Source organism: Pseudomonas sp. 13B_3.2_Bac1 (assembly GCF_025466205.1).
Taxonomy (GTDB): Bacteria; Pseudomonadota; Gammaproteobacteria; order Pseudomonadales; family Pseudomonadaceae; genus Aquipseudomonas; species Aquipseudomonas fluorescens_H.
On record NZ_JANLOG010000057.1, the window covers coordinates 13,019 to 33,212 of the forward strand.

The following is a 20,194-nucleotide window of genomic DNA, read 5'->3' on the forward strand; positions in this document are numbered from 1 at the left end:
AAGGCTGCAGGCTTGGCCCGCCGAAAAATAGCCGGGAATTGTACCTGATACACGGCGCAAGCGTCACGTTCGCCTGTCACCCGGATTGCATACGAAAACGCCCCGATCTGTCGACCGAGGCGTTTTCGCGATTAAAGCATTGGCAACAACGCGGCCATCAACCGGCCCGTCGCAACAACCAGACGCCTGCCAGCGCACAGACCGTGGCCGGCACCAGCACCGCGAACAGCGGCGAGAAACCGAACACCAGGCTTGATGGACCGAGCAAATCCTGGACGATGCGGAAGGTGAAGCCCACCAGCACACCGGTGAACACCCGCTGACCGAGGGTGACCGAGCGCAACGGACCGAAAATGAAGGAAATCGCCATCAGCACCAGTGCGGCGGTGACCAGCGGCTGCAACACCTTGACCCAAAATGCCAGCCAGTAACGACCGTTGCTCAGGCCCTGATCCGCCAGATAGTGGATATAGCCCCACAGACCGGAAATGGACAGTGCTTCAGGCGCCATCACCACCGTGTTGAGCAATTGCGGACTCAGCGACACGTCCCACTCCTCGCTCGGCGCGTTCACCACTTCGGTACTGCGTTCGTGGAAAACCGTGGTAGCTACGTCGGTGAGCAGCCAGCGCTTGCCGTCGAAATCCGCACGTTTGGCGAAACTGGAGCTCAGCAGGTGGCGTTCTTTGTCGAAGTGATAGCGGGTCACGCCATACAACAGGCCGTTGGGTTGCACGGCGTTGATATGGATGAACTCCTCACCCTGACGGTGCCACATGCCGTGCTTGGCGCTCTGCGCGTCGCCGCTGCCTTGCGCCAGCGAGCGATTGGCCTGGGCCATGCTTTCGGTGGCCGGGGCCACGTACTCGCCAATCAGCACGCCGGCCAGCATCAGCACCAGCATTGGCTTCATGACCGCCCAGACGATGCGCCCGATGGACACACCCGCCGCACGCATGACCGTCAGCTCACTGCTGCTGGCCAGACTGCCGAGGCCGATCAGACAGCCGATCAGCGCGGCCATCGGCAGCATTTCATACAAGCGACGTGGCGCGGTGAGGATGACGAAGCTCAGCACATCGGTCAGCGTATAGGTATCGCTGACGTCGCCCATCTCGTCGATGAAAGCGAACAGTGTCGCCAGACCCAGAATGATCGCCAGCACGGCGATGATCGCCATGAACACACTGCTGCCGATGTAGCGGTCGAGTTTAACCACGGGCCACCTCCAGCGCAGCGCTGCGACGACTGGCCAGTTTCAGGCGCATGGGCTCCCAGTACAGCAGGCCGAGACCGATGACCAGGAAGATCCCGTGCACCCACCACAAGCCGAGGCCCGACGGGATCTTGCCTTTTTCGAGGGCGCCGCGGGCGGCAATCAGGATGGTCAGGTAAGCCATATAAAGAAGAATCGCCGGCAGCAGCTTCAGGAAACGGCCCTGACGCGGATTGACCCGCGACAGCGGCACCGCCATCAGAGTCACGATGAATACCAGCAACGGCAGCGAAAGGCGCCATTGCAGTTCGGCCTTGGAGCGCACGTCGTCATTGCTCAGCAGGGTCGAAGTGGGGATCGCATCACGGTCGGTGACTTCGTCACTGGCATCAGGTTTGGGCAGCAATACGCCGTAGGTGTCGTATTTGATCGCACGATAATCGGCCTGGCCCGGACTGCCGTCATAGCGATAGCCATTGTGCAGGATCAGGTAGCGGTTGCCGTCCGGACGGATTTCCTGACGGCCCTTCTCGGCCACCAGCACGGAAATCCCTCGGTCTTTCTGATCGGAACCGAGGTTCTTCTGCGAGATGAACACGCCGCTGAGGTTGACGCGATCATCAGTCAGCGTTTCGGTGTAGGTCACCCGGGTGCCGTCACGCAACTCCTGAAAACGGCCAGGCTCTAGGGTATCGAACTCGGTCAGGGCGTCCTGCTTGTTCAGCAACAGCTGAAACTGGGTGGCGCCCTGCGGGGCCAGGCTCAGGCTCAGCCACGCGACCACCAGTGCCACCAGCGTTGCCGGGAACAGGGTCATGCGCAGCAGACGCTGCTGACTCATGCCGGTGGCCGAGAGCACGGTCATTTCGCTTTCGAGGTACAACCGGCCGTAAGCCAGCAGGATCCCGAGAAACAGCCCCAATGGCAGGATCAGTTGCATGAAACCCGGCAGACGGTAACCCATGATCAGGAACAGCGATCCCGGATCGAGTTGGCCCGCAGCGGCCTGGGCAAGGTATTTGATGAAGCGACCGCTCATGATGATGACCAGCAGCACGGCGCTGACGGCGCTCAGGGTCAACATCACTTCACGGGACAGATAACGGAAGACGATCAAACCAGACACTCCAGGGTTGTCAGGCTAAGGCGGCCAAACAAGCAAACGTTTCAAGCGGCCCGCAAGGCAGAGCCGTCGAAAAAAGATGCGGCATTATCCTGTGATTGAGGGCGCCTGTCACTGCGCACACTCACCCAAGCGTGTAATCGGTTGAAGATCGTGCCGCCGAGGGTTGTCAGGCGCAGGGAGCGAGGTTCAAACTGCCGCCTTTGTCGCAGGCACTGGCCTGCGTCTCTTCTATCTATAAGCAGGCGACTGCGGACACCGTCGAACGCCTGTGTGTTGACCATTCATTCAGGGATCCGGACATGGAACTGGTTGTAAAAAGCGTTAGCCCAGAAACGTTGAAAACCGCCACCCTGGTGGTTGCCGTCGGCGAAGGCCGCAAACTCGGCGTGGCCGCCAGACAGGTCGACGAGCTGAGCGGCGGCGCGATCAGCGCCGTACTCAAGCGTGGCGATCTGGCCGGCAAGGTCGGTCAAAGCCTGCTGCTGCACAGCCTGCCGAACCTCAAGGCCGAGCGCGTGCTGCTGGTCGGCGTGGGCAAGGATGAAGAACTGGGCGACCGTCCGTTCCGCAAAATCGTTGCCGGCATCCTCAATACCCTGAAAGGTCTGGGCGGCAGCGACGCCGTACTGGCCCTGGATGAAATCATCGTCAAAAACCGCGACAGCTACGGCAAGACCCGTCTGCTGGCGGAAACCCTGGTGGACGGCGAATACACTTTCGACCAGTTCAAGAGCCAGAAAGCCGAACCGCGCGCCCTGAAGAAAATCACCCTGCTGACCATCAAGGCCGCCCAAGCTGAAGTGCAGCGCGCCGTGACCCACGCCACCGCGATCGCCAACGGCATGGCCTTCACCCGCACGTTGGGCAACCTGCCGCCGAACATCTGTCACCCGACGTTCCTTGGCGAGCAAGCCAAGAACCTCGGCAAAGAGTTCAAGGATCTGAAAGTCGAAGTCCTCGACGAGAAGAAGATCAAAGCGCTGGGCATGGGTTCGTTCTACGCCGTCGGCCAGGGCAGCGCCCAGCCGCCGCGCCTGATCGTCATGCAATACAACGGTGGCAAGAAGTCCGAGAAGCCTTACGCGCTGGTCGGTAAAGGCATCACCTTCGACACCGGCGGTATCAGCCTCAAGCCGGGCGCCGGCATGGACGAGATGAAATACGACATGGGCGGCGCCGCCAGCGTGTTCGGCACCCTGCGTGCGGTGCTCGAGCTGAAGCTGCCGATCAACCTGGTGTGCATCCTCGCCTGCGCCGAAAACATGCCGAGCGGCACTGCTTCGCGTCCGGGCGACATCGTCACCACCATGAGCGGCCAGACCGTGGAAATCCTCAACACCGACGCCGAAGGCCGTCTGGTGCTGTGCGACGCGCTGACCTACTCCGAGCGCTTCAAGCCGCAAGCCGTGATCGACATCGCCACCCTGACCGGTGCCTGCGTGGTTGCACTGGGCGCCCACACTTCGGGCCTGCTGGGCAACAACGACGAGCTGATCGGGCAACTGCTCAGCGCCGGTAAAGCCGCTGACGACCGTGCCTGGCAACTGCCGCTGTTCGACGAATACCAGGAGCAACTGGACAGCCCGTTCGCCGACATCGCCAACATTGGCGGGCCGAAGGCCGGCACCATCACCGCTGCGTGCTTCCTGTCGCGCTTCACCAAGAACCTCAACTGGGCGCACCTGGACATCGCGGGCACCGCATGGACCAGCGGCGGCAAGGACAAGGGCGCCACCGGTCGTCCGGTGCCGCTGCTGACCCAATACCTGCTGGACCGCGCCAAAGCCTGAAACCGATGAACCTGGGCGGCGTCACTTTACGGTGACGCCGCTCAAGGCTCAGGAACCGCAATGACCAAAGTCGACTTCTATATCCTGCCCAGCGCCGATCCTTCGGCTCGCCTGGATTTTGCCTGCAAGCTCACCGAGAAAGCCTGGCGCATGGGTCATCGCATCTACCTGCATTGCAGCGATGCTGCCCAGTGTGACGATCTCGATGCGCGCCTGTGGGCGTTCAAGGGCGAAACGTTCGTGCCCCACGGCCCTGCCGAGAGCGAACCGGACGGTTTGATCGTGCTGGGAGTGGGCGCTGACTGCGGCGCGCATCAGGACCTGCTGGTCAACCTCGACCTGAAAGTCCCGGCCTTCGCCAGCCAATTCGCCCGCGTGGCGGAAGTGGTGGTGGAAGATCCGGTGATTCGCGCGGCGGCACGGGAGAGTTTCCGTTTCTACCGCGAACAGGGCTATCCTCTGCAAGATCACCGTTTACAGCGACTCTGAGTACGCCGATGGACACTCCAAAACCGCTGCAAAAGCCTGCGCACCTGCTGGACGATCTCGAATCGATCCGCCAGTTGCTCGGCGATGACAACCTGCAACCGCCACTGCTGACCGACACGGTCGATGACGGTGAACAGGAACAGATTCCGATGCTGTTCGAGGCCGTCGACACCGCGCCGCCCGCCATCGAACCGCCCCAAGCTCCGGCCCCGGCGCCTGCTGCCAAACCGGCAGCACCTGTGGATAAAGGCCCGGACGCCCTGCTGCACCTGGACAGCGAACTGCGCGCCGCCGCGCAATTGATCATGCAGGACGTGATCGACGACTTCGCGCCGCACATCGAAACCGAAATCAAACGCCGCCTCGAGGCGCGGATGGAGCGGTTGCTGAGCCAATACGAATAACCCGGCCTCCGGTATTTTTTGTGGCGAGGAAGCTTGCTCCCGCTGGGGTGCGAAGCGCCCCCAAAACCATTCAACAGTGTTTTGTCCGCGAAGCCTGCGTGGCAGTTTTTACGACTGCTGCGCAGCCGAGCGGGAGCAAGCTCCCTCGCCACAGAGTTCGCGATCACATTTAGATCTCCACCCGGCCCGCCCCGCTCGCCCTCGGCCCCATGCCCCGCTATACTTCCCGGCTTTTCCTGAATAAATGCCAATAGGGTCCCGCCGCGCATGGATAAGACCTACCAGCCGCACGCCATTGAAACTTCCTGGTACAACACCTGGGAGTCCGAGAACTATTTCGCACCGCAAGGCGCGGGCGATTCCTACACCATCATGATCCCGCCGCCGAACGTCACCGGCAGCCTGCACATGGGTCACGGTTTCAACAACGCGATCATGGACGCCCTGATCCGTTTCCGCCGCATGCAGGGTCGCAACACCCTGTGGCAGCCGGGCACCGACCACGCCGGTATCGCCACGCAGATGCTGGTCGAGCGTCAACTGGAAGCCACCGGCCAGAATCGTCACGACCTGGGCCGCGAGAAATTCCTCGAGAAAGTCTGGGAGTGGAAGGATCAGTCCGGCGGCAACATCAGCCGCCAGATCCGCCGCCTCGGCTCGTCCGTGGACTGGAGCCGCGAGCGCTTCACCATGGACGACGGTCTCTCGGAAGCGGTTAAAGAAGCCTTCGTGCGCCTGCACGAAGACGGTTTGATCTATCGCGGCAAGCGTCTGGTCAACTGGGACACCAAGCTGCACACGGCGATTTCCGACCTCGAAGTGGAAAACCACGACGAGAAAGGTTTCCTGTGGAACCTCAAGTACCCACTGGCCGACGGCGCGAAAACCGCTGAAGGCAACGATTTCCTGATCGTCGCGACCACCCGTCCGGAAACCATGCTCGGCGACTCCGCCGTCGCGGTTAACCCGAACGACGAACGCTACAAAGCCCTGATCGGCAAATTTGTCGAGCTGCCACTGGTTGGCCGCCGCATCCCGATCATCGCCGACGATTACTGCGATCCAGAATTCGGCACCGGCTGCGTGAAAATCACCCCGGCCCACGATTTCAACGACTACGAAGTCGGCAAGCGCCACAACCTGCCGCTGCTGAACATCTTCGACAAGAACGCCAACGTGCTGCCCGCCGCCCAGGTGTTCAACCTCGACGGCACGCTGAACGACAGCATCGACGGCAAGATCCCGGCCGAGTACGCCGGTCTCGAGCGTTTCGAAGCGCGCAAGCAGATCGTCGCGGCGTTCGACGCCGCCGGCCTGCTGGTGAGCGTCGACGATCACAACCTGAAAGTGCCGAAAGGCGACCGCTCCGGCACTGTCATCGAGCCGTGGCTGACCGACCAGTGGTACGTTTCCACCAAGCCGCTGGCTGAGCCGGCGATTGCTGCCGTTGAAGACGGCCGTATCCAGTTCGTGCCGAAGCAGTACGAAAACATGTACTTCTCGTGGATGCGCGACATCCAGGACTGGTGCATCAGCCGTCAGCTATGGTGGGGCCACCGGATTCCGGCCTGGTACGACGAGTCGGGCAAGGTCTACGTCGGTCGCGACGAAGCCGAAGTGCGTGCCAAGCACAACCTCGGCCCGGACGTTGCGCTGCAACAGGACAACGACGTGCTCGACACCTGGTTCAGCTCGGGTCTGTGGACCTTCTCCACCCTCGGCTGGCCGGAAAAAACCGAATTCCTGAAGAAATTCCACTCCACCGACGTGCTGGTCACCGGTTTCGACATCATTTTCTTCTGGGTTGCCCGGATGATCATGCTGACGATGCACCTGATCAAGAACGAGGACGGCACCCCGCAGGTGCCGTTCAAGACCGTTTACGTGCACGGCCTGGTGCGTGATGGCCAGGGCCAGAAGATGTCCAAGTCCAAGGGCAACGTCCTGGACCCGCTGGACATCATCGACGGTATCGAGCTGGAAGCACTGGTGCAGAAGCGCACCTCCGGCATGATGCAGCCGAAACTGGCGAAGAAGATCGAGAAACAGACCCGCGACGAGTTCGCCGACGGCATCGCCAGTTACGGCACCGACGCCCTGCGCTTCACCTTCTGCTCGCTGGCGTCCACCGGTCGCGACATCAAGTTCGACATGGGCCGCGTCGAAGGCTATCGCAATTTCTGCAACAAGATCTGGAACGCCGCGCGTTATGTTCTGGACAAGGGCGAAGACTGCGGCCAGAACGGCGAAGCCTACGAGCTGTCGCTGGCGGATCGCTGGATCATCTCGCAGCTGCAACGCACTGAAGCCGAAGTGACCCGTCAACTGGATCAATTCCGTTTCGACCTCGCCGCGCAAGCGCTGTACGAGTTCATATGGAACCAGTACTGCGACTGGTACCTGGAACTGTCCAAGCCAGTGCTGTGGGACGAGAACGCCCCGGTCGAGCGTCAGCGCGGCACCCGTCGCACGCTGGTGCGCGTCCTGGAAGTGGCGCTGCGTCTGGCGCACCCGTTCATGCCGTTCATCACTGAAGAAATCTGGCAGCGCATCGCGCCGCTGGCCGGTATTCAGGGCAAGACGATCATGCTGCAACCTTGGCCGGTGGCCAACGAAGAACGCATCGATCCGGCCGCCGAAGACGACATCGAATGGCTCAAGGGTCTGATGCTCGGCACACGCAACATCCGTGGCGAGATGAACATCGGCCCGGGCAAACCGCTGCCGATCTACCTGAAGAACGTCAGCGCTGAAGACCAGCGTCGTCTGACCGAGAACGAAGCGCTGCTGAAGAAGCTGGCGCGTCTGGAATCGATCACCGTTCTGGCCGCTGGCGAAGAAGCGCCACTGTCCGCCACCGCGCTGGTCGGCGAGATGGAAGTGCTGGTGCCGATGGCCGGCCTGATCGACAAGGGCGCCGAACTGGCACGTCTGGACAAGGAAATCCTGCGTCTGCAGGGCGAAGTCCAGCGGGTTGGTGGCAAGTTGTCCAACGCCGGTTTCGTTGACAAGGCCCCGGCCGAAGTCATCGAGAAGGAACGCGCCAAGCTGGCCGAGGCTGAACTAGCCCTGGGCAAACTGGCCGAGCAGCACGCGCGGATTTCCAGCCTGTAACGGCAAGCCGCAATGAGAGAGGGAGGCCCGCAACGGCCTCCCTTTTTTATTCAAGAATCGCTACAAATCCCCTGTGGGAGCGAGCCTGCTCGCGAATGCGGTGTGTCATTCAACCTATGTGTTGGCGGACACACCGCTTTCGCGAGCAAGCCCGCTCCCACAGTTTGAACGGTGTTGCCTTTAGATGTGGGACAATACCCGCCACTTTCAGCCATACCCGAATCGATCACACCCATGAACGCCCCCCGCACACCCAAACCTGCGCGCAAGAAGCCTGATGCCGCGACCCCGACCAAAGCCGTTGAGTCGCGTGAAAAGGCCAGCCTGCATCCGCGCAATCGCCATCAGGGTCGCTATGACTTCCCGGCGCTGATCAAGACCACGCCGGAACTGGCGAAGTTCGTGATCACCAACCCGTACGGCAAGGAAAGCATCGACTTCGCCAGCCCCGATGCGGTGCGTGTGTTCAACCGGGCGCTGCTCAAGTCCTTCTACGGCATCGAGCATTGGGACATTCCCGCAGATTACCTGTGCCCACCGGTCCCGGGCCGTGCCGATTACGTGCACTTCCTCGCTGACCTGCTGGCGAGCATGAACGACGGCAAGGTCCCGCGCGGCGCGATCGTCAATGTGCTGGACATCGGCATGGGCGCCAACTGCGTCTACCCGCTGATCGGCAACAGCGAATACCGCTGGCACTTCCTCGGTTCGGAAATCGACCCGACGGCCGTGGCCGCCGCCCGAGCCATCGTCCAGTCCAACGACCTGAACAAGGTCATCAAGCTGCGCCAGCAGGAAAACCGCAAGCACATCCTGATTGGCTTGCTGGAGCCGGGCGAACGCTTTGACCTGACCATGTGCAACCCGCCATTCCACGCTTCGATGGAGGAAGCGACCAAGGGCAGCGAGCGCAAATGGCGCGCACTGGGCAAGGCCGATCCGAAACGCAAGCTGCCAGTGCTGAACTTTGGTGGTCAGTCCGCCGAACTGTGGTGTGAGGGCGGTGAAGCGCGTTTCGTGACGCAACTGATCGCCGAGAGCGCGAACTTCCAGCACAAGGTGCTGTGGTTCAGCACCCTGGTGTCGAAAGCCTCGAACCTGCCCGCCATCGAAACCGCGCTGAAGAAGGCCGGCGTGCTGGAAAGCCAGGTGGTGGAGATGTCGCAAGGACAGAAACAGAGCCGCTTCGTGGCGTGGACCTTCCAGACCAAGTCCGAGCAGCAGATCTGGCGTCGCGAGCGCTGGGTTCGCTGACACTGAGCTACTTGTGGGAGCGGGCTTGCTCCGGGCGGCACTCCGACGAAAGCGGTATATCACCCGACATCAAGGTGACTGACACACCGCTATCGCGAGCAGGCTCACTCCTACAAAGGTTCGAGGTGCATCGCCAAATCTCAGACACAAAAAAACCGTGCCCGGATCGCTCCGGTGCACGGTTTTTTTATCGCTGCGTCTTACTTGTTCACAGCGTCGGTCAGGCCTTTGGCCACAACCAGCTTGATCACTTTCTTGGCAGGGATTTCGATGGCAGCGCCAGTCGAAGGGTTACGGCCAGTGCGGGCAGGACGCTCGGTCACTTTCAGCTTGCCGATACCTGGCAAGGTGATTTCGCCGCCGTTTTCCAGCTGATCGGCAACGATTTGGCCCAGTTGGTCCAGAGCGTTACGCGCGGTGGTTTTCGGCGCGTCGATAGCTTCAGCGATGTCGGCGATCAGTTGGTCTTTAGTAAGAGCCATGTAGTGTTCCTTCCCTATCAAATTCATATGGATTGCAGAGTGCAGTGTCAGCCATCGAGCCCGATCTTCTGGATCTGGCACCCTCGGCGATAACCACGACGAGTCGGGTTATAGATGCCGAAATCAGGGTTTGGTTCGACCTGACAAATGCTGATTGCACGCTTAACGCAGTGACTTCGCGTAAGACCGGGCAAAACTAGCACAGAGACGGGGAAATATCCGCCTCTAGCTACCCATTTGGTCAGGTTTATTGCTCTAAATCGGTAAAAAACTGCATAAGGACCGCCACCCGCCCCGGATTTGCCCTTCACCCCGCGCCAAAACCAGTGGTTGCGGTACACTGGGCGCTTTTTCGGGGGAGCCTGCCCTCCTCCCTTCCACCAGCCGAGAAGCCCATGCCGATCCGTCATTGCATCGTCCACCTGATCGACAAAAAACCCGACGGCACGCCCGCAGTTCTGCACGCCCGTGACTCTGAACTGGCTGAGTCCGCGGCCATCGAGAACATGCTCGCCGACCTCAACGAGAGCTACAACGCCAAACAGGGCAAAGCCTGGGGCCTGTTCCATCCGGAATCCGGCGCGTTCCCGTTCAGCGGCTGGCTGAAGGAATACATGGACGGTGGCAAGGACTTCGCCGCGTTCAGCAAAGTCGCGGTCGAGCATCTGCAGAAGTTGATGGAAGAGTCGAACCTGTCGGTCGGCGGCCACGTGCTGTTCGCCCACTATCAGCAAGGCATGACCGACTACCTGGCGATCGCCCTGCTGCACCACAGTGAAGGCGTGGCGGTAACCGATGAGCTGGACGTGACCCCGTCGCGTCACCTCGACCTCGGCCAATTGCACCTGGCGGCGCGGATCAACGTGTCCGAGTGGCAGAACAACAAGCAGTCCAAGCAGTACATCTCGTTCATCAAGGGCAAGAACGGCAAGAAGGTTTCGGAATACTTCCGCGACTTCATCGGCTGCCAGGAAGGCGTCGACGGCCCAGGTGAGACGCGCACCCTGCTCAAAGCCTTCAGTGACTTCGTCGAGAGCGAAGACTTGCCGGAAGACTCCGCCCGCGAAAAAACCAAGACCCTGGTCGATTACGCCAGCAGCCAGGCCAAGCTCGGCGAGCCGATGGGCCTCGAAGAGCTGTCGGAGCTGATCGACGAAGAACGCCCGAAAGCCTTTTACGACCACATCCGCAACAAGGACTACGGTCTGTCGCCGGAGATTCCGGCGGACAAACGCACCCTTAACCAGTTCCGCCGCTTCACCGGCCGCGCCGAAGGCCTGTCGATCAGCTTTGAAGCGCACCTGCTGGGTTCGAAGATCGAGTACGACGAAGAGGCCGGCACCCTGATCATCAAGGGCCTGCCGACCTCGCTCACTGATCAGCTCAAGCGTCGCAACTGATGCTCGGTAATGTGCTGAAGAAGGTCGCACTGGTTCTGCTGGTGGTCGTGGTCTATCAGAACTGGGGCAAGATCGAGCGGGTGTTCAACCCGTCGCAAATGGTCTCGGAGCAGGTTCGTGCCAACGCCAGCGTCGTGCTGTATTCCACCGACTGGTGCGGCTACTGCAAGCAGACCAAGCGTTTTCTCGACAGCAAAGGGATTGCGTTCCAGGAGTTCGACATCGAGAAGGACGCCGAGGCGCGCAAGGCGTATGAAGCGCTGGGTGGACGCGGGATTCCGCTGATTGATGTGAATGGCACGTTGATTCGCGGGTTTGACCCGGACGAGATCCTCGCTGCCCTGAAATAACAACTGTGGGAGCGGGCTTGCTCGCGAAGGCGGTGTGCCAGTCAATAATGATCGCGACTGATTCACCGCATTCGCGAGCAAGCCCGCTCCCACAGGTTTTGTGTCTGACTTGCGAGATCAGCGGGCTTCGATGCGGAAACCAAAGCGCGGGAAGTGCACATGCACCACGCCGCCACGCGGGTCTTCGCGGCGCAGGATCAGCTCTTCGCGGCCGGCAAACAGCAACTCGCCCACCACCGGATCAACCCCGTAATCGGTCGCGGCAATCGCCACCTGCTGCCCGGCCTTGAAGCCGTTCGGATCTTCAAACTGCTCATTCGGCAGCGCCGCCGGCGTCGAACTGCGCGCGACTTCCAGCGCTTCCTCGGCCGTCATCTCACTCGCCGCACCATGACCAAAGCCCAACACGCGCCCCAGCCACGCAGCGACGGCCGGATACTCGTCCACCAACGGCGCAGTGATGTGCGTCGCCTTGAGGAACCACAGCGGATGCGCCAGAGCGAAGTCGGCAATCGACGGCTCACCGAACAGGAAGTCGCCCTGCTCACGCTGCAACTGCTGCTCCAGCCGCGCCATGAGCGTTGGCCACTGATGCTTGGCCTGCTCGGCCGACAGCCGCGTGGCGCTGCCGCCACTGAACAGCCCGGCACGGTCAGCGATAAAGGCCTTGATCGCTTCCGGCGGCAACTTGCCGAAACGCACGGCGACCGATTCCGGCTGGAACACCAGACTCACCGCGTGCTGGAACACCACTGAATCGGCCCACGCGGCGAAGCTGGCGCTGGTCATTTCCTGACCTTCAGGGAAAAACGCCGGCAGGGCTTTTTCCTGCTCCAGACGACGGGCGATCAACGACGTGTCGCAATAGATATCGGCACCGATCTGCAGCACCGGGGTCTTGCGGTAGCCGCCAGTCAGCGCGGTCAGATCCGGCTTGGGCATCACCGGCGAGATGTGCACCGAGCGCCAGGACAAGCCTTTGAAGCCCAACAGCAGACGAGCCTTCTCGGCAAATGGAGAGGTCGGGTAATGATGCAGAATCAACTCGGACATGCTCGGCTCCGCCGCACAAAAAGTGAGTCAGCAGCTTAGCGTGCATTTGGATAGCAGCCTACAGATCTGGCTGATGGGAACCGATCAGTCAGATTGATAAGACGCGACCAGGCATTCCTTGGCGCTCTTGCGCAGCTTCTTGATCAAGCGTTCCTGACGCAACGCATCGCTCTTGTCGCGGCAACGTTCGGTGTAGACCAGCGCCATCGCCGGGCTGGACAGGAAGAAGCGCGCGCCCTTGCCGCTCTGATGCTTGGCGAAGCGGCGCACCGGGTCGTCGCTGATCCCGCAATACAGCGAACCGTTGGCCGCGCGCACGAGGTAGACGAACCAGGACTTGCTCACTGGCTCGACGACATCAAGTGGTTTTTCGCTGAGGCTGGTCACTTCGGGATCTGGACGTGTAGGAAACAGGCCGCGATCTTATCAGCGACCGGCCTGAAATGCCTTCAGCCCTTTCAGCGCCTGCGCACGGACGGTGTTGCGCACCAGCGGCGTCCAGCCCAGCAGCAAGCCTTTGAAACCCAACGCCTGCCGCGACCAGCGCCACAGGTCGAAGTGGTCGTGGTGCTCGCAGATCTTGCCGTCACGAAAGACGAAGCGCGCCTGTATATCGTTGATCACCACGTTGCCGGTCTGGCTGAACAGGTAAGTCGCCACCCAGTGCGCGCCGCCACTGCGTTCGTCGGCGCGGACATTGTCGAAAGTCAGGGAGAAGTCCTTGGCGCGGGTGGTGAGCATGCGCCACATGTCGCCGGCATCGCGCCCGCGCAGTTCACCGAAGGCCGGATCGCTGAACACCACATCGTCGGTGTAGCAAGCGGCCATGGCCTCGGCGTCGAGGCGCTGGAAGGCCTGATAGAAGCGGGTGATCAACGCGGCGTGGGCTTCGCTCATGGGCAAACTCCAGGAAATGTACAGATTGCCAGCACGATAAGCTGCAAATCGCAGAAACACTATCGGCATTCGCGCAGCGAATACCACGCAAGATTTAAAGCACCGCAAAAACTGTGGGAGCGAGCTTGCTCGCGAAGAGGCCGGCACATTCAACATGATCTGTGCCTGAACCACCGTCTTCGCGAGCAGGCTCGCTCCCACATGGGATATCACTGGCCCCAAAAAAGGGCTACGTGTCAGATTTTTTCGCTTTGCACTTGCACGTACAGCGAGCGGCCGGCACCCAGCCCGGCAATGATCGCCCCGGTGCCGATGATGCCGAAAATCCAGCCCACCGCATTCCAGCCGCCGGTCCAGTCATGCACCACGCCGACCGCGAACGGTCCCATCGAAGCCAGCGTATAACCGAAGCCTTGGGACATGCTCGACAGGTTCGCCGCGACGTGCGAATCCCGTGAGCGCAGCACGATCAAAGTCAGCGCCAGGCTGAACGTACCGCCCTGCCCCAGGCCCAGCAGAATCGCCCAGCCCCACAGCCCTTCAATCGGCGCATACAGGCAACCGAACAGACCACCGAGGGTCAGCGCCATCACCACCACGATCGCCAGCCGCTGATCCTTGCCACGGGTCGCCAGCCACGGCGCCGCCAGCGAACTGGCGAGCTGGATGATCACCGAGCCGGACAGCACCAGCCCGGCCTGGGTCGGGGTCAGCCCGCGGCCGATCAGGATCGACGGCAACCAGCCGAACACGATGTACGCCAGCGACGATTGCAGGCCCATGTACAAGGTCACTTGCCAGGCCAGCGGATCGCGCAACAGCCCACGCACCCGATAGGCGACGTGGTGCGCGCCGTGTTTCTGCCCGACCTGCGGCAGCCAGAACAGCGCCGCCACCAGCGCCGGGATCACCCAGAAACCCAGGCCCAGCGCCCAGCTGTGGTCGAAGTGCTCGCTCAACGGCACAGTCGAACCCGCGGCCATTGCCGCACCGAGGCACAGGGCCATGGTGTAGACGCCGGTCATGGTTCCGGCGTGTTTGGCGAAGTCGCGTTTGACGATGCCCGGCAGCAGCACGCCGATAATGCCGATGCTCGCGCCACCGAGAACACTGCCGGCGAACAGGCCGATCTCACCGAAGTTACTGCGCACAATGATGCCGGCGGCCAGGGTCAGCAGAATCCCCAGCACCACCCGTTCAGCGCCGAAACGCCGCGCCAGTATCGGCGCCAGCGGTGCGAACAGGCCCAGGCACAGCACCGGCAACGTGGTCAGCAAACCGGCCTGCGCAGCAGACAGGCCAAGGCTTTTCGACACTTCGCTGAGCAGCGGCGCCATGCTCGACAGCGCCGGGCGCAGGTTCAGCGCCACCAGAATCAGCCCCAGCAGCAACAGCCACGGGCGGCGTACCAGCGGATGGCTTTGCTGCACCTGTTCGTCGTCGGCCTCGGCGTCGATCAGCAGCTCTTCGAGTTCTGCCGTGCGCTTGGGGGTTGAGAGGTTGTTCTCGGTTTCAAGGTTCATTGATCAACTGCCTCGATATGGCTTTGGCCCGCTCCGGGTCGCGTTGTTCGACGGCATCGAGCAACTCGATGTGCAGGTCGAACACTTCCTGACGGCGCGGGACGATGTTCAGCGTCTGGCGCAATTGCGCGCCGACGATGCTGGAGAAATAGCGATACAACTCGCTGAGGGTGGGGTTGTGCGCGGCGTCCACCAGACGGCGGTGGAACACCAGATCGCAGGAAATGTAAGTGTCGAGATCGCCGTGGTAGTGGCTGCCGCTGGTGCCGAGCGCTTCGCGCAACGCGAGCAGGTCTTCATCGGTGCGGCGCAACGCGGCCAGGCCAATCGCCTCGACTTCAAGGATGTGCCGGGTTTCGCGTGCCTGCTCCAGCGAGCAACGGGACAACGCTTTGAGCGTGTCCATCGGATCGACCACTGCGCGCAGATAACTGCCGTCGCCCTGACGGATTTCGATCAGCCCGGAAAACGCCAGCACGCGCATGGCTTCGCGCACGGTGTTGCGGCTGATGCCCAACTCGCTGCACAGCTCCGGCTCGGTCGGCAGCCGTTCGCCGACCTGCCACACGCCATCGGTGATGCGCTGGCGCAGCTGATCCAGGGCCTGATCGACCAGGGATCGCTTGATCAAAGGTGAGATGTCTGTCATGAAATTCGCCCTTTCATCCAATCATAGGATGAATTTCCTGACATGGTAGTCAGGCAGCCGAATCGGCACAAGGGGCAAATCGCGGGCAAAAATAAACCCGGAACAGGTCCGGGTTTATTTCATTGCCTGAATTAGATCAATGCAGGATCTGGCTCAGGAACAGTTTGGTGCGGTCATTCTGCGGGTTGTCGAAGAAGTCGTTCGGTGCTGCCTGCTCGACGATTTCGCCCTTGTCCATGAAGATCACGCGGTTGGCCACGGTGCGGGCGAAGCCCATTTCGTGGGTCACGCAGAGCATGGTCATGCCGTCCTCGGCGAGGCCGATCATGGTGTCCAGCACCTCTTTGACCATCTCCGGGTCGAGGGCCGAGGTCGGTTCGTCGAACAGCATGATTTTCGGTTTCATGCACAGTGCGCGAGCAATCGCCACGCGCTGTTGCTGACCGCCGGACAGTTGCCCCGGGAATTTATGCGCCTGCTCCGGAATGCGTACGCGCTCCAGATAATGCATGGCGATTTCCTCGGCCTTGCGCTTGGGCATCTTGCGCACCCACATCGGCGCCAGCGTGCAGTTCTGCAGGATGGTCAGGTGCGGAAACAGGTTGAAGTGCTGGAACACCATGCCGACTTCACGGCGGATCGCTTCGATCTGCTTGAGGTCGTTGGTCAGTTCCACGCCGTCGACGACGATGCGCCCCTGCTGGTGCTCTTCCAGACGGTTGAGGCAGCGGATGGTGGTCGACTTGCCGGAACCCGACGGGCCGCACAGGACGATACGCTCGCCCTGTTTGACGTTGAGGTTGATGTCTTTCAGCACGTGGAACTGGCCGTACCACTTGTTCACGCCCTGCATCTGAATAATGCCTTCAGGGCCCACAGGCTTTTTGATTGCTTCGCTCATTTACCGAGAACTCCTAACGCTTGTGGCCAGTGTCGAGCTTGCGTTCCAGATGCATGGAATAGCGCGACATACCAAAACAGAAAATCCAGAACACCAGGGCGGCGAACACGTAGCCTTCGGTGGCCATGCCCAGCCATTTCGGGTCGGCAGCGGCTTGTTTGACGCTGTTGAGCAGGTCGAACAGGCCGATGATGATCACCAGGCTGGTGTCCTTGAACAGCGCAATAAACGTGTTGACGATGCCCGGAATCACCAGCTTCAGGGCTTGCGGCAGAATCACCAGGCCCATCGCGCGCCAGTAACCGAGGCCCATCGCCGCAGCCGCTTCGTACTGACCTTTGGGGATCGCTTGCAGACCGCCGCGCACCACTTCGGCAACGTAGGCCGACTGGAACAGGATCACGCCGATCAGCGCCCGCAGCAGCTTGTCGAAGTTCATGCCTTCGGGCAGGAACAGCGGCAGCATCACCGAGGACATGAACAGCACCGTGATCAACGGCACGCCGCGCCAGAACTCGATGAAGGTCACGCAGACCACGCGAATCGCCGGCATGTTCGAGCGACGGCCCAGCGCCAGAATGATCCCCAGCGGCAAAGCGCCGGCGATACCGACCGTGGCAATGACCAGCGTCAGCATCAGGCCGCCCCACTGGCTGGTCGCCACGGTGTCGAGGCCGAACACGCCGCCATGCAGCAGGCACCAGGCGACGATCGGGTAGATCACCAGGAAGCTCAGGCCGTACACGGCTTTGTGCGCCACGCGTTTGATGAACAGTGGTGCCACGCCGATCACCGCCAGCCACACGGTCAGGTCGACGCGCCAGCGCAGTTCCGCCGGGTAGTAGCCGTACATGAACTGGCCGAAACGCTGCTGAATGAACACCCAGCAGGCGCCGTCCTTGGTGCAGTCGGCGCGGGTGGTGCCGACCCAGTTGGCATCGAGGATCGCCCAACTGAGGATCGGTGGGACCACCAGGTAGATCAGGTAGAACGCGAACAGGGTCAGCAGGGTGTTGAGCCAGCTGGAGAACATGTTGGCGCGTATCCAGGCCATCGGGCCGAAGACTTTGGCCGGCGGTGGCATGTCGGGTTTGAAAGTATGGGTTGTCATGCGCGTTTCCTCACCGCTCGATCAGCGCAATGCGCTTGTTGTACCAGTTCATCAGCAGGGAAATGCTGATACTGATCGCCAGGTACACGCTCATGGTGATGGCAATGACTTCGATCGCCTGACCGGTCTGGTTGAGCACGGTGCCGGCGAACAGCGAAACCATTTCCGGATAACCGATACCGGCGGCCAGCGACGAGTTCTTCGCCAGGTTCAGGTATTGGCTGGTCAGCGGCGGAATGATCACTCGCAGGGCTTGCGGAATGATCACCTTGCGCAGGGTCGGGCCGTTGCGCAGGCCGAGCGAACGCGCCGCTTCGGTCTGGCCATGGCTGACCGACTTGATCCCCGAACGGACGATTTCCGCGATGAACGCGGCGGTGTACACGGTCAGCGCCAGGGTCAACGCGAGCAGTTCCGGGATCAGCACCCAGCCACCGACGAAGTTGAAGCCCTTGAGTTGCGGCATTTCCCAATGCAGCGGCGCGCCGAAGATCAGTGCGCACAGGGTCGGGAGCACCAGCAGGATCGCCACGCCAGTCCAGAATTTGTGGAACGGTACGCCGGTGTCTTCGAAACGCTTGTTGGCCCAGCGACACATCAGCACGATGGCGACGATGGCCAGCACCACACTGATGACGAACGCCCAGAAGCCGTCAGCCATTTGCGCGGCCGGCATGTTCAGGCCCCGGCTGCTGACGAAGAAGGTGTCGCCGAAGTTATGGCTGTTACGCGGTCCCGGCATGGTCAGGAACACCGCGAAGTACCAGAACAGGATCTGCAGCAGCGGCGGAATGTTGCGGAACACTTCCACATACACGGTCGCCAGTTTGCTGATGATCCAGTTCGGCGACAGCCGCGCCACACCGATGATGAAGCCCAGCAGGGTCGCCAGGATCACGCCGATGACGGTCACCAGAAGGGTGTTGAGCAAACCGATTACGAACACCCGGGCATAGCTGTCCGCTTCGGTGTAGGAAATCAGGTGTTGAGCGATGCCGAACCCGGCACTGCGCTCCAGAAAGCCGAAACCGGAAGTGATGCCCCGGTGCTGCAGGTTGGTCTGGGTGTTGTCGAACAGATACCAGCCCATGGCGACCACCGCCACGACGGTGATGATCTGAAACAGCCACGCACGCACTCGCGGATCGCTGAGGCTGAACCTCTGCTTTGGTGCGCCGATTGAATTTTGCATGAAGTGCCCCGGAAGAAATGGAACAGAACATCACCCGGCGGTTGGCCCGCCGGGTGATAGAACCATTAGCGCACTGGTGGTGCGTACTGAATGCCGCCGTTGGTCCACAGCGCGTTCAGGCCACGGTCGATTTCCAGCGGAGTGCTCTTGCCGAGGTTTTTCTCGAAGATTTCACCGTAGTTACCGACCTGCGAAACGATTTTCACAACCCAGTCCTTCGGCAGTTTCAGGTCCTTGCCGTATTCACCGTCAGCACCCAGCAGACGAGCGACGTCCGGGTTCTTGGTGGATTTGGCTTCTTCCAATACGTTTTTCGACGTCACGCCGGCTTCTTCAGCGTTCAGCAGCGCGTAGCCAACCCAGCGAACGATCGCCAGCCACTCGTCGTCGCCATTACGCACGACCGGGCCCAGCGGTTCTTTGGAGATGGTTTCCGGCAGTACCACGTAGTCTTTTGGCGAAGCCAGTTTGCTGCGCTGTGCGTACAACTGCGACTTGTCGGAGGTCAGCACGTCGCAACGACCGGATTCCAGCGACTTGGCGCTTTCATCGGAGGTGTCGAAAGTGATCGGGGTGTACTTCAGGCCGTTGGCACGGAAGTAGTCGGACACGTTCAGTTCGGTGGTGGTACCGGCCTGGATGCAGATGGTTGCACCGTCCAGTTCCTTGGCACTCTTCACGCCCAGCTTGTTGTTGGCCAGAAAGCCCACGCCGTCGTAGTAAGTGATGAAGCCCGGGAATTTCAGGCCCATGCCGGCGTCACGCGAGCTGGTCATGGTGGTGTTGCGCGAGAGCAGGTCGATTTCGCCGGACTGCAGCGCGGTGAAGCGCTCCTTGGCGTTCAACTGGCTGAACTTGACCTTGTTGGCGTCGCCGAATACCGCAGCGGCCACAGCGCGGCAAACGTCAGCGTCGATCCCGAGGATCTTGCCCGAAGCGTCCGGCACCGAGAAACCCGGCAGACCGTCGCTCACGCCACATTGCACGAAACCTTTCTTCTGCACGGCATCCAGGGTTGCACCCGCCTGAGCGAACCCGCTGACGCCGAGTACTGCTGCAGCAGTCACGACCGCCAGAGTGGATTTCAACATCTTCATTCAAACCTCCAGTTTTGCTCTTGTTGTGTCGGAGCTTGAGTCCAGTCGCACCCTTTTGAGGCGTTGTTGACCCGTGTTGGCTTTTTTTGGGGTCAACCGACGTAAGACCTTCGCTATGAGTCTAGTAGGAGAAAATCCACATCATG

Annotated in this window: 19 protein-coding genes; 7 read left to right on the forward strand and 12 right to left on the reverse strand. The window is 61.1% G+C overall.

Annotated elements, in window-relative coordinates; translation table 11 throughout:
* Nucleotides 1–157 precede the first annotated feature (157 nt).
* Nucleotides 158–1,219 carry an LPS export ABC transporter permease LptG gene (gene lptG, locus NTD85_RS09235; RefSeq protein WP_003221924.1) on the reverse strand — a complete coding sequence of 354 codons (1,062 nt, stop codon included), beginning with the start codon at nt 1,217–1,219 and terminating at the stop codon, nt 158–160.
* The gene (lptF, locus tag NTD85_RS09240) at nt 1,212–2,333 is read right to left on the reverse strand and encodes an LPS export ABC transporter permease LptF (protein WP_003221922.1); all 1,122 of its coding nucleotides are present in this window, start codon (nt 2,331–2,333) and stop codon (nt 1,212–1,214) included. The genes lptG and lptF overlap by 8 nt, the downstream gene beginning before the upstream one ends.
* 308 nt (nt 2,334–2,641) lie before the next feature.
* Here lptF and NTD85_RS09245 point away from each other — a divergent pair, with 308 nt between their 5' ends.
* From NTD85_RS09245 to rlmF, 5 genes are all read left to right on the forward strand, one after another.
* Nucleotides 2,642–4,132: a leucyl aminopeptidase gene (locus NTD85_RS09245; protein WP_103520578.1), complete on the forward strand. Its 1,491-nt coding sequence runs from the start codon at nt 2,642–2,644 to the stop codon at nt 4,130–4,132.
* A 60-nt stretch (nt 4,133–4,192) separates the two neighbouring features.
* Entirely contained in the window at nt 4,193–4,621 is a 429-nt protein-coding gene (locus NTD85_RS09250; protein WP_262141995.1) for a DNA polymerase III subunit chi, read from the forward strand.
* Between the two features lie 8 nt (nt 4,622–4,629).
* Entirely contained in the window at nt 4,630–5,025 is a 396-nt protein-coding gene (locus NTD85_RS09255) for a hypothetical protein (protein WP_003221916.1), read from the forward strand.
* 267 nt (nt 5,026–5,292) lie between these two features.
* On the forward strand, nt 5,293–8,139 hold the full coding sequence (locus NTD85_RS09260) for a valine--tRNA ligase (RefSeq protein WP_262141996.1): 2,847 nt from the start codon (nt 5,293–5,295) through the stop codon (nt 8,137–8,139).
* A 234-nt stretch (nt 8,140–8,373) separates the two neighbouring features.
* Nucleotides 8,374–9,393 (forward strand): 23S rRNA (adenine(1618)-N(6))-methyltransferase RlmF, encoded by a 1,020-nt coding sequence (gene rlmF / locus NTD85_RS09265; protein ID WP_103519983.1) that lies wholly within the window; start codon nt 8,374–8,376, stop codon nt 9,391–9,393.
* Nucleotides 9,394–9,593: 200 nt separating this feature from the next.
* On the opposite strand, the gene NTD85_RS09270 is transcribed toward rlmF, so the two are convergent.
* Nucleotides 9,594–9,875: an HU family DNA-binding protein gene (locus NTD85_RS09270; protein ID WP_003221909.1), complete on the reverse strand. Its 282-nt coding sequence runs from the start codon at nt 9,873–9,875 to the stop codon at nt 9,594–9,596.
* Nucleotides 9,876–10,270: 395 nt separating this feature from the next.
* On the opposite strand from NTD85_RS09270, the gene yejK reads away from it, so the two are divergent.
* Together yejK and NTD85_RS09280 are read left to right on the forward strand one after the other, a co-directional pair.
* The gene (yejK, locus tag NTD85_RS09275) at nt 10,271–11,275 is read left to right on the forward strand and encodes a nucleoid-associated protein YejK (protein ID WP_003221908.1); all 1,005 of its coding nucleotides are present in this window, start codon (nt 10,271–10,273) and stop codon (nt 11,273–11,275) included.
* A complete protein-coding gene (locus NTD85_RS09280; protein ID WP_003221906.1) occupies nt 11,275–11,625 on the forward strand; it encodes a glutaredoxin family protein in 351 nt (116 codons plus the stop codon). The genes yejK and NTD85_RS09280 overlap by 1 nt, the downstream gene beginning before the upstream one ends.
* Nucleotides 11,626–11,742: 117 nt before the next feature.
* Here the strand turns inward: NTD85_RS09280 and NTD85_RS09285 are convergent, their stop codons facing one another.
* The 9 genes from NTD85_RS09285 to NTD85_RS09325 form a co-directional block, all read right to left on the reverse strand.
* On the reverse strand, nt 11,743–12,678 hold the full coding sequence (locus tag NTD85_RS09285) for a glutathione S-transferase family protein (RefSeq protein ID WP_262141997.1): 936 nt from the start codon (nt 12,676–12,678) through the stop codon (nt 11,743–11,745).
* Between the two features lie 84 nt (nt 12,679–12,762).
* The gene (locus tag NTD85_RS09290; protein ID WP_003221903.1) at nt 12,763–13,065 is read right to left on the reverse strand and encodes a GIY-YIG nuclease family protein; all 303 of its coding nucleotides are present in this window, start codon (nt 13,063–13,065) and stop codon (nt 12,763–12,765) included.
* Nucleotides 13,066–13,104: 39 nt separating this feature from the next.
* The gene (locus tag NTD85_RS09295; RefSeq protein ID WP_262141998.1) at nt 13,105–13,575 is read right to left on the reverse strand and encodes a nuclear transport factor 2 family protein; all 471 of its coding nucleotides are present in this window, start codon (nt 13,573–13,575) and stop codon (nt 13,105–13,107) included.
* Between the two features lie 236 nt (nt 13,576–13,811).
* Entirely contained in the window at nt 13,812–15,098 is a 1,287-nt protein-coding gene (locus NTD85_RS09300; RefSeq protein ID WP_003221898.1) for a CynX/NimT family MFS transporter, read from the reverse strand.
* Complete coding sequence (locus NTD85_RS09305; protein WP_045122305.1) at nt 15,088–15,747, reverse strand: FadR/GntR family transcriptional regulator; 660 nt, start codon at nt 15,745–15,747, stop codon at nt 15,088–15,090. The genes NTD85_RS09300 and NTD85_RS09305 overlap by 11 nt, the downstream gene beginning before the upstream one ends.
* Nucleotides 15,748–15,883: 136 nt before the next feature.
* Nucleotides 15,884–16,648 (reverse strand): amino acid ABC transporter ATP-binding protein, encoded by a 765-nt coding sequence (locus NTD85_RS09310; RefSeq protein ID WP_003221897.1) that lies wholly within the window; start codon nt 16,646–16,648, stop codon nt 15,884–15,886.
* Between the two features lie 13 nt (nt 16,649–16,661).
* Entirely contained in the window at nt 16,662–17,759 is a 1,098-nt protein-coding gene (locus NTD85_RS09315; protein ID WP_003221895.1) for an amino acid ABC transporter permease, read from the reverse strand.
* A 10-nt stretch (nt 17,760–17,769) separates the two neighbouring features.
* Complete coding sequence (locus NTD85_RS09320; protein WP_103484922.1) at nt 17,770–18,951, reverse strand: amino acid ABC transporter permease; 1,182 nt, start codon at nt 18,949–18,951, stop codon at nt 17,770–17,772.
* Nucleotides 18,952–19,016: 65 nt separating this feature from the next.
* Nucleotides 19,017–20,048, reverse strand: coding sequence for an amino acid ABC transporter substrate-binding protein (locus tag NTD85_RS09325; protein WP_047292688.1), 1,032 nt, complete (start codon nt 20,046–20,048; stop codon nt 19,017–19,019).
* Nucleotides 20,049–20,194: the final 146 nt, after the last annotated feature.

Coding starts and splice junctions, on each gene's coding strand:
- NTD85_RS09315 (WP_003221895.1), bottom strand. CDS start 17,759: ATGACAACCCATACTTTCAAACCCGACATGCCACCGCCGGCCAAAGTC.
- NTD85_RS09310 (WP_003221897.1), bottom strand. CDS start 16,648: ATGAGCGAAGCAATCAAAAAGCCTGTGGGCCCTGAAGGCATTATTCAG.
- NTD85_RS09300 (WP_003221898.1), bottom strand. CDS start 15,098: ATGAACCTTGAAACCGAGAACAACCTCTCAACCCCCAAGCGCACGGCA.
- NTD85_RS09255 (WP_003221916.1), top strand. CDS start 4,630: ATGGACACTCCAAAACCGCTGCAAAAGCCTGCGCACCTGCTGGACGAT.
- NTD85_RS09270 (WP_003221909.1), bottom strand. CDS start 9,875: ATGGCTCTTACTAAAGACCAACTGATCGCCGACATCGCTGAAGCTATC.
- NTD85_RS09280 (WP_003221906.1), top strand. CDS start 11,275: ATGCTCGGTAATGTGCTGAAGAAGGTCGCACTGGTTCTGCTGGTGGTC.
- NTD85_RS09325 (WP_047292688.1), bottom strand. CDS start 20,048: ATGAAGATGTTGAAATCCACTCTGGCGGTCGTGACTGCTGCAGCAGTA.
- NTD85_RS09295 (WP_262141998.1), bottom strand. CDS start 13,575: ATGAGCGAAGCCCACGCCGCGTTGATCACCCGCTTCTATCAGGCCTTC.
- NTD85_RS09245 (WP_103520578.1), top strand. CDS start 2,642: ATGGAACTGGTTGTAAAAAGCGTTAGCCCAGAAACGTTGAAAACCGCC.
- NTD85_RS09250 (WP_262141995.1), top strand. CDS start 4,193: ATGACCAAAGTCGACTTCTATATCCTGCCCAGCGCCGATCCTTCGGCT.
- NTD85_RS09305 (WP_045122305.1), bottom strand. CDS start 15,747: ATGACAGACATCTCACCTTTGATCAAGCGATCCCTGGTCGATCAGGCC.
- NTD85_RS09320 (WP_103484922.1), bottom strand. CDS start 18,951: ATGCAAAATTCAATCGGCGCACCAAAGCAGAGGTTCAGCCTCAGCGAT.
- NTD85_RS09285 (WP_262141997.1), bottom strand. CDS start 12,678: ATGTCCGAGTTGATTCTGCATCATTACCCGACCTCTCCATTTGCCGAG.
- yejK (WP_003221908.1), top strand. CDS start 10,271: ATGCCGATCCGTCATTGCATCGTCCACCTGATCGACAAAAAACCCGAC.
- rlmF (WP_103519983.1), top strand. CDS start 8,374: ATGAACGCCCCCCGCACACCCAAACCTGCGCGCAAGAAGCCTGATGCC.
- NTD85_RS09260 (WP_262141996.1), top strand. CDS start 5,293: ATGGATAAGACCTACCAGCCGCACGCCATTGAAACTTCCTGGTACAAC.